We start from the raw sequence: 404 nt of genomic DNA, 5'->3' as shown, positions 1-404 counted from the left end.
GGCTGCCCGTCGTCAAGGTGATGGTCCCCGGCATGCGTCACTTCTGGAAGCGCTTCGGGCCGGGCCGGCTCTACGACGTGCCCGCGCGGCTGGGCTGGGTCCAGCGGCCGCTGCGCGAGGAGCAGCTCAACCCCACCGGCATCTTCTTCTGAGGAGCGGACGCGATGCGGCTCCATGAATCCTTCGGGCTCACGCCCGGCATCAAGGTCCACACGCTGGAGGATGGGCGGCGCGTCGTCGCCAGTCCTCGCTTCGGTCTGGAGTTCGGCGGCCTGTCCGCTGGCGCCCGGGCCGCGCTCCAGCAATTGGAGACAGGCGGCACGGAACACGAGCTGCTCGACACCGCGGAGCCGCATGACGGGCCCACCGCGAGCCTCCTGCTGGACCACCTGCTCCAATCCCTC

The 404-nt window shown here is 70.3% G+C and carries 1 protein-coding gene; it reads left to right on the top strand.

The window, feature by feature from the left end:
* Positions 1-164: 164 nt before the first annotated feature.
* Positions 165-404, top strand: a 240-nt coding sequence (locus G4D85_RS48635) for a hypothetical protein (protein WP_164021964.1), incomplete at its 3' end; no start/stop codon positions are given.

Source organism: Pyxidicoccus trucidator, assembly GCF_010894435.1.
Lineage (GTDB): Bacteria > Myxococcota > Myxococcia > Myxococcales > Myxococcaceae > Myxococcus > Myxococcus trucidator.
Note: the sequence above shows the minus strand (reverse complement) of the source record. Positions and strands in the feature narration are given on the sequence as shown.